The organism is Mesorhizobium sp. M1403 (assembly GCF_040317695.1).
In the GTDB taxonomy this organism is placed as follows: domain Bacteria; phylum Pseudomonadota; class Alphaproteobacteria; order Rhizobiales; family Rhizobiaceae; genus Mesorhizobium.
In genome coordinates this window covers 70315-77940 of sequence record NZ_JAMYKY010000027.1, presented here as the reverse complement: position 1 = coordinate 77940, position 7626 = coordinate 70315, and the positions used below count along the sequence as shown (strand labels likewise).

Annotated in this window: 7 protein-coding genes and 2 pseudogenes; 4 read left to right on the top strand and 5 right to left on the bottom strand. The window is 60.2% G+C overall.

Annotation, left to right across the window (positions count from 1 at the left end):
* Positions 1-94, bottom strand: a pseudogene (locus tag NKH01_RS29180) (transposase); the annotation flags it as partial.
* Positions 95-1231: 1137 nt separating this feature from the next.
* Between NKH01_RS29180 and NKH01_RS29175 the strand changes: the two are divergent.
* The 4 genes and pseudogenes from NKH01_RS29175 to NKH01_RS29160 all read left to right on the top strand — a co-directional run bounded on the left by NKH01_RS29175 (position 1232) and on the right by NKH01_RS29160 (position 3575).
* Positions 1232-1525: a hypothetical protein gene (locus tag NKH01_RS29175; protein ID WP_353023657.1), complete on the top strand. Its 294-nt coding sequence runs from the start codon at positions 1232-1234 to the stop codon at positions 1523-1525.
* Between the two features lie 73 nt (positions 1526-1598).
* Positions 1599-2381, top strand: a complete 783-nt coding sequence (locus NKH01_RS29170) for a GGDEF domain-containing protein (protein ID WP_353023655.1) — start codon at positions 1599-1601, stop codon at positions 2379-2381.
* A gap of 23 nt (positions 2382-2404) precedes the next feature.
* A pseudogene (locus NKH01_RS29165) lies at positions 2405-2638 on the top strand (dienelactone hydrolase family protein); the annotation flags it as partial.
* Positions 2639-2909: 271 nt separating this feature from the next.
* Positions 2910-3575 carry a DUF6088 family protein gene (locus NKH01_RS29160; RefSeq protein ID WP_353023653.1) on the top strand — a complete coding sequence of 222 codons (666 nt, stop codon included), beginning with the start codon at positions 2910-2912 and terminating at the stop codon, positions 3573-3575.
* A 294-nt stretch (positions 3576-3869) separates the two neighbouring features.
* On the opposite strand, the gene NKH01_RS29155 is transcribed toward NKH01_RS29160, so the two are convergent.
* From NKH01_RS29155 to NKH01_RS29140, 4 genes are read right to left on the bottom strand one after another with little or no spacing between them, the layout of a single operon-like run.
* A complete protein-coding gene (locus tag NKH01_RS29155) occupies positions 3870-4526 on the bottom strand; it encodes a DUF309 domain-containing protein (RefSeq protein ID WP_353023652.1) in 657 nt (218 codons plus the stop codon).
* A gap of 48 nt (positions 4527-4574) precedes the next feature.
* Positions 4575-6011 (bottom strand): ABC transporter substrate-binding protein, encoded by a 1437-nt coding sequence (locus tag NKH01_RS29150; protein ID WP_353023650.1) that lies wholly within the window; start codon positions 6009-6011, stop codon positions 4575-4577.
* A complete protein-coding gene (locus tag NKH01_RS29145; protein ID WP_353023648.1) occupies positions 5897-6730 on the bottom strand; it encodes a carbohydrate ABC transporter permease in 834 nt (277 codons plus the stop codon). Before NKH01_RS29145 ends, NKH01_RS29150 begins: the two co-directional genes overlap by 115 nt.
* Complete coding sequence (locus NKH01_RS29140) at positions 6720-7580, bottom strand: carbohydrate ABC transporter permease (RefSeq protein WP_353023646.1); 861 nt, start codon at positions 7578-7580, stop codon at positions 6720-6722. Before NKH01_RS29140 ends, NKH01_RS29145 begins: the two co-directional genes overlap by 11 nt.
* Positions 7581-7626: the final 46 nt, after the last annotated feature.

The following is a 7626-nucleotide window of genomic DNA, read 5'->3' as shown; positions in this document are numbered from 1 at the left end:
AGCCGGCGAGCAGTCCATAGTGACGGATGCGGTGGAACCCACGCGGCAGGACATGGAGCAGGAAGCGGCGGATGAACTCATCGGCGGCAACCCGCTCGCGTGCCGCCTGTAGTGCATCGAGCGCCGCCGCGGCTTCGTTGCGGGCAACGCGCACGCTGGTGGCGATTCCCGATCGCTCCTCGAGCATGGCGCGGACAGCGCCGATTGTGGCAGCAGGCAAAAGTAGCGTGGCAGGGTCCGGCTCGGACGACCTTCCAAGAGCGGCAAGGCAAATCGCCACGGCTTTATCGAGTATTTGCAGCTCGGTCCTGCGACTTGGCAGGTCCAGGCCTGCAGAGACATACCGCACTTTGCGGTCCGCAAGCGCCCGAACCCGCTCGGAGATTGCCAGGATCGCCTCGTCCACATCGACCGACGCGATTCTCATTGTCATGCGCTCGGTGTCGTCGATGTTCCCTGACAGCCAAGCACTTGCGCGGCGAAGAGGATCTGCGGCATGCCTCGCTGCAGGATTTTCGGGAGGAGGACTAGAACGGCGTTTGTGTCTCGAAGGCGCGACAACGCAAAGTTCACCGGCCCGGCCAAGCGCCGACTATTTGACAAGCGCGCAAATGGCGTATGCTGTCAGCGTCCAAGCTGTTGGGGGCGTAGCGGCTACATGCGCTTGTGCTACCCACCCTGGAGCTGGGGAAGTAACCGGCAAGCTCCTAGAAATTAGAGCATTTGAATTTGACGCGCTGGCACCGCCACCTATGACGACTTTTGGCTTGGGACACCAAGCCTGTGCGGATTTGTCTGGGCTTGCATCGCTCGCACTTGCATACTGGGTGATTTCCCAACCGCTGACGCCGTCCTTCCCCGCTGGACCCTCAGCCCCCATTGCACCCTTAGGTCCCTGCTTGCCGGGCAGACCTTGTGGACCGACAGGCCCTTGGGGCCCTGGGGGGCCCGCCGTTGCGCAACCTGCAAGCAAGGCGACACATGCTAGAGTGGCAATAATTCTCATGACCACCTCCCCGGTTTCCCGGTGAGTTTGACGACCAAAACATTCGCCAAATCAAGCGAATGTACCACCACGCGATTGTCGTGGATACTACGCGATCATCGGCGGCTAAGGCACCTGGAATACGGATCAGTTCGTCGCTCATTGGCCAGTTTCTTTGCTCGGATTTGGTTGAAAGATTCCATACCCGGTCTTGACGATCAAGGAAAATGTTCCTTTTCTGTTCTCATGGCGCACGATCCGATCGACATGCTGGGCAAGGCGACCCGGCACAACATGCTCGTCAAGGCCGAGTGCAGTTGCGGCAATGTCCGCTACTGCCGCTCGGCCGACCTGATGATGGTCTATGGCGGCGGCGCCGATCCCCTGAAGCTCAAATTCGACTGCAGCCGCTGCAAGCCGACGGTGAAAATCACTCTGCTCGAGGTGCATCCCGAGCACCTGCCCAAGCGGCTGGTGATCCACAAACTGACGAAGGTCGACGGCAAGATCCGTTGGACCACCGAACGGTTTCGGGGATAACGATGACCACTTGGAGGCCAGAATAAATCGACATGGTAACCGCCTGTTCAGCGCCAATGGCTAAAGAAGCAATATGACGCCGCGCACCAAGCGTATTCTGGGCAAATCATTAGTCGTGACGATGATCGCGGTAGTCGCGACCTTCGGGCTGTCGTTCACGGCCAGACTTGCGTTGCAAATGCCGATTGACTGGCTGAGTTGGGTGGAATGTACCTTCATTCCCATTCTGATCGGAATGCCGGTCAGTGCCTACATCTTCAGCCAGTCGGAAACGATCCAGGATACTTGCGACAAGTTGGAGAAGTCACATGCAGCCCTGAGAGAGGCGCATGACAGGCTCACCTTCGTAACCAGCCACGACCCGATGACAGGGCTCCTCAGTCGCGGTGAATTCATCGCAAGAATGGACAGGAAGCGTGACGAAGGGGAATACGACACGCTTCTTCTGATCGATCCGGATCACTTCTCCGTAATCAACGACAAACACGGGCATTCCAAGGGTGACGAGGCTCTGGTTCGAATTGCAAAGGCGCTCGTCTATGGGACGCGCCCAGGGGACTCGATTGGTCGCCTTGGCGGGGAAGAGTTTGGGGTCTTACTACGCCACGTGCGCAAAGAGCAGGCAAGTACCATTGCGGAGAACATCCGTCGTCTTATCGAGGGGAGTCCGTGGGTGAAAGGGCAACAGGACGGCGTGAAGGTGACTGTCAGCATCGGGGGTACAGAAATACCTCCTGGTGCAGATACCCAAGACGTTCTTCGTGCCGCGGGGCGGTGCGTTTTCGAAGCGAAACAACGGGGGCGTAACCGCGTTTCGTTCGACTATGCAGCCAAGTGGCCAGTCGTGAAGCCGTAGCCAACTTCTGAAGCCCCGCCATTCCATGGCCGGACGGCGTCCCGGTCCAGATCCACGGTATGGATAACGACCCGATCTTCGTCGGCGAGGGCGACATCGACGCCGCTCGCGAGATCGTGGAGAAGGTCGAGGACGCGGAACTGTTCCTCTATCCCGGCGACCAGCACTACTTCGCCGACAGTTCGCTCCCGTCGTACGACGCGGCTGCCAGCGCGCTGCTCACGCGGCGGGTGCTCGAGTTCCTGGACCGTGTCTAGCATGTCGGCGAGGGCCTAATTGCGGAGCAATGGCAGCTCTGCGTCAAATCCCCATAGGGTCGAAACCGCGATCACCACCCGCGGGTTCGTTCCCTGGAGGGCTTTCGGACGCCGGCCCCGACGCACGGCACCTCTCACCTCGGGTCATATCCTTCAATGCGAAAATGCGAGTTCCATTTTTGGGTTTTGGGCGCCACGGAGTGTCCGAAATTTGTAGCATACTTCGGACTCATACCTTGCCTTTGTCCGAAACTTGTAGCATACTTCGGACATGCCCATAGTTGAGCCCGATACTGATCTTCGCTCGCGCCTGCTTGCCCGCATTGAGTCCAAACCCGACGAGGTCTGGACCCCCGGCGACTTCGCCGATCTCGGCGCGCGCGCCGCCGTGGACAAAACCCTGCAGCGCCTGGCAACCGCCGGGGAGCTGCGCCGGATCGACCGAGGTCTCTATGACCGGCCGCACACGAACAACCTGACTGGCCGCGCCACCGTGCCGGATTATCGCGCTGTGATCCGCGCCGTCACGCGCCGCGATCGGGCGCGCGCCGTCATCGATGGTATGACGGCCGCCAACGACCTCGGCCTGACGACCGCCGTCCCCGCCCGGATAGAAGTGCTAGTCGATGCGCGGTTGAAGCCAATCAAGCTCGGCACGCAAGAAATCCACTTCAAATACGCTGCCCCTAGCCGCCTCTATTGGGCGGATCGGCCGGGGATGCGGGTCGTCCAGGCCTTGCATTGGATGCAGGACATGCTGACCCAGAAGGGCGAACGCAAGCGTATCCAGGCGACGTTGCGCCGCCTGTTTGCCGACCCCAAGCACGGCGAGGCCATTCGCGAGGATCTGCGCGCCGGTCTCTCCGCCGTGCCGATCTGGATGCAGGAGTTCCTCCGCGAAATCCTGAGAGCGGACCCGCACGAGGCGAAGCCATGAGTACCGATGCTTACCACCAGATCATCGCGGCATCCCCACGTGACCGGCTCGACCTGTTCCTCGCCACGGCCAATCGGATCGGAGATGCCGGAGTTGCCAAACATGGTACGCCTCCGACAACAAGCGTTAGAACACTGTGGCTAACGGATGCAGTATGCACGAGAACGTCTTTGGTCTTCCCGTCGTTCCAAACGATAACCCGGCGCGCAACCGATGAACCCTGCGCTTGACCTACGATCAACGCCCGCTTCCCGCTGACGAAGCTGACCTTGAACGGTATCGTAGGATTGCCAATCAGACACTCTCGGATTTTGGTGCGAGGATGAAATCGAAAACGGGCTCAGGCTGGCCAGGCGCCGGCTCCTGCAAAACAGCCGGGGAAGTTGTGGCCGCTTCGGCGTGTTCTGCGAGCGCGGCAGCTGGCATCCCGAGTGCGGCTTCAAAAGGCGGGCTCGGCGCGCTCACCACCTGACGAAGAAGCGCTGCAGCTCTTGCCGCATGGCGCGCGGCAGCGACCCTCTTGCCCTCGCGGATCTTGACCCCGGCCGCCGCAAACAGGATCAATCCCTTGAAGAATAGGCGATACTGAGTGCTTTGTTTCGCAGCGTGCCAAAGAGGCTCCCAAGCCTCATGAGCTTCCCAGTAGTAGCCGTGGTTGAAAAGGTCGATTCCCCAACGAAATAAATCTGAGCCTAGAGCTTCCTCAACCGCGACGGTCACCGGGTCGTTTTGGTAACTGTGGCCCAGGGGATCGCGCACCGGATGGGGATGTTTGCCAGGCAGGTACGCATAGGTCGGGAAAGTATTTTCGGGCAGCAAGCGAGGACGTGACATAGTTCCAGCAAACATGAAAGCACGCCGATGGCAATTCATGTACCCTGGCGGGCCGGATCGGCTTCCGTCTCTCACAACTAATAGCATCCCAGCAAACCGGCCGATGCCGTCGCTCATGGGTAATGACGTAAATCAACCTGCTTCCAAGCAGCGAAATCCGGCCGGTCAAGCTGGCATGAGTGGCGTAACCCGCTCCACGATCGCCGCGACAGCTTCTTGTGGCGACTTGCGCCCAAGCACCGCGAGTTGCACCTCCTCAAGGAAAGTCGCCTGCGCACGCACGGCTTCGGGAAAGGCCGGGAATGCCGGACGCGCCTTGGCCAGCGTGGCGGCTTCTACCTTTGCGAGCGGCTGGGATGCCGAGAATTCGGCATCCGCATAGGTGGATACGCGAACCGGTCCATTACCGTTTCGTGCCGCCCCAAGCGTGACCGCCTTGCTGGAGACCGCTTTGATGAAGCTCCAGGAAAGCTCCTTGTCGGTGGAATTGGCGGGGACCGCCATCGCCCATGATTCCACGACCGCCGCCATTTCCGCGCCGCCCGACAGCGCTTTGGAGCCAGGGAAGGCCACGGCTTTGATATTGCCGGGGAAGGTGGACTGCTCGGGATTGTTGAGCTGGGCAAAGCGCGCGAAAGGCAGCACCCCGAAAGCAGCGCGGCCCTGCTGCAGCCAGGTCACCATGTCGTCGTTGCGGGTGGTGGCGTAGCTGCGTGGCAGCGCACCGGCCTTGAACAGGTCAGCAAGCACGCTCAGCCCCTTCTCCATGGCTTCGGGGTTGGGAACGACCTTGAACTGGCTGTCGATGAAGTCGCCACCGAAGGCACGTGCAAACATGACCGGGAACACGGCGAGGTCACTCGCGAGCGTCATGCCGACGACGGGCGTACCCGCCTTCGACGTAAAGGTCAGCTTCTTGGCTTGCTCCACAAGTTCCTCGATCGTTGCCGGCGGCGCGCCGACGCCGGCTTCCTCCAGCAGCGCTTCGTTATAGAAAAGCGCCTGGGTGGCATGGCGGACCGGAATGCCGACCAACTTGCCGCCGACCGTCATAGCCGACCGAAGCCCCGCCGCTATGTCGTTGAAATCCTCGATCGGGTCGGCCGCCTGAAAGCTGTCGAGCGGCTCGAACAGGCTCGCGATTTCGGGTGTCACCCTGTTGTCGATCACGTAGCCGATTTGGAAATCCGTCTGGTTGAGGCTGGCTTCGCGGAATAGCCGGTCCTGAAGCGGATTGCTGTCCAGCGTCGTCCAGGAAATCTCCACCCCTTCAGCTTCGCGCCACGGCGCGATCACGTCGCCGGCAGTCCCCTTGGTGAGCACATTTTGATGCACAAGGTGGGAAAGCACGTTGAGCGTCTTGGTCTGCGCGAAGGCAGGGCGAGCGAGGAGCATTGTCGCACCGGCCGCTGTCGTGCCGGCCAAAAAATGTCGTCTGGTCAGATTCAAGGTCACTGTTTTTCCTCCCTGGTTTCGGTGACTATCTGTCACCCTTTTGTTGCGCCGGCAGTCAGGCCGGCTACAAGAAATCGGTTCATGAAAATTACGAACAGCAGCACCGGCGCCAGTTGGATGGTTGATGCGGCGAACAGTACGCCCCAATCCACGCCGTCGACGGAACTGATCATTTCCGAAAGCACAAATGGCGCGGTCTTGGCCTTGGTCGCGGTGAAGATGAAAGCGAACAGGAATTCGTTCCAGGCAAAGACAACTACGAAGACGGCGACCGCGATCATGCCGGGCGCGGCCAGCGGCAGGATGATCTTGCGCAGGATCGTCAGCCGGCTTGCGCCGTCGAGCACCGCCGCTTCGTCGAGATCGCGTGGCACCTGGTCGATGAAGGTGCGCATCAGCACCGTACCGAGCGACACGAAAAAGGTGGCGTAGAGCACGATGAGTATCAGATGCGTATCATTGAGCCCCATCCAGTTGACCATTGGAAACAGCGGCAGCGTGACGACGATGGGAGGAATGAGCCGAACACAGATCAGGAAGAAGACCGATCCTGCAAGCCACCTGCTTTGGTGACGCGAATAGGCATAACCGGCCAGCGAACTGGCGGCGACTGCAAGGATCGCCGCGCCGGCAGTCACGATGAGGCTGTTGAACAGCCCATCGAAAAAGCTCCCCCAGCGTTCCCACAGGTTGAGATAATGGGCGAATGTCGGCTCGAAGAAGAACTTCGGTGGCACCGTGAAAATGTCGCGTCCCGGCTTGAACGACGACAACACGATGAAGGCAATCGGAAAGATAGACCACACGATGATTGCGGCAACGGCGAACCCCTTGCCTATGCCGGCGAGAAGGCGATCAGTGCGCATTGGCTGCCGTCTCCTTTCGCAGTCGCCAGATATAGCCAGACGCCAGCAACAGCGAGATGATCACCATGATCCATGCGGTCGCAGCAGCCGTCCCGAAGGAATTGTAGCGGAAGGCCTCGAGATAGAGGTACACCGCGACGACCTCGGTCGTGCGGGCGGGTCCGCCCTGCGTCATGAGCCAGACTTCGGAAAACAGCCGGAAGGCGAAGATGTAGCGGAACAGCACGGCGATCAGCATCGCGGGCATCAGCAGCGGCAAGGTGATATTGCGGAAAAGCTGGAACGCGGACGCGCCGTCGGTCTTGCCTGCCTCGTAAAGGTCCTTGGGAATGGCCAGCCGGGCGGCGTAGAGAATGATGAAGGTGAATGGCAGGTGGAGCCAGATGGTGAGCAGGCCGACTAACGCCAGGCCGTGCTCGGGGACAAATGTCCAATCCAGAGGCGGTAGGCCGAGCGATCGGACGGCAACGGTCACAGGCCCGACATCGGGGTCGAACAAAAACCGCCACATGGCGACGGCCGTCACTTCGCTGATCGCATATGGTGCGAGCACGATGACAAGTAGAATGCGCTGAAAGGGCAACCCGCCGGCAAACAGCAGCGCCATGCCGAGACCGATGAGCAGTTCGAGATGCACGGCAGCCGCAATAATGATCACGGTGTTGAGAAGCGAACGCCAGAAATAGGTGTCGCTCAGAACCCGTACATAATTGTCGAATCCGACGAATCTTGCCGTCTGGCCGAAGGTTGACGCGTGAAAGCTCAGCCAAACGACGAACAGCGACGGAATCACAATTATGCCCAGCACCATCACGTGCACGGGCGCAATGAACGGGAGCGTGTCCGTCAAACTTCGTCGCACCCGCTCTACGCGCGCTTGCATCCTTCCTCCCCGA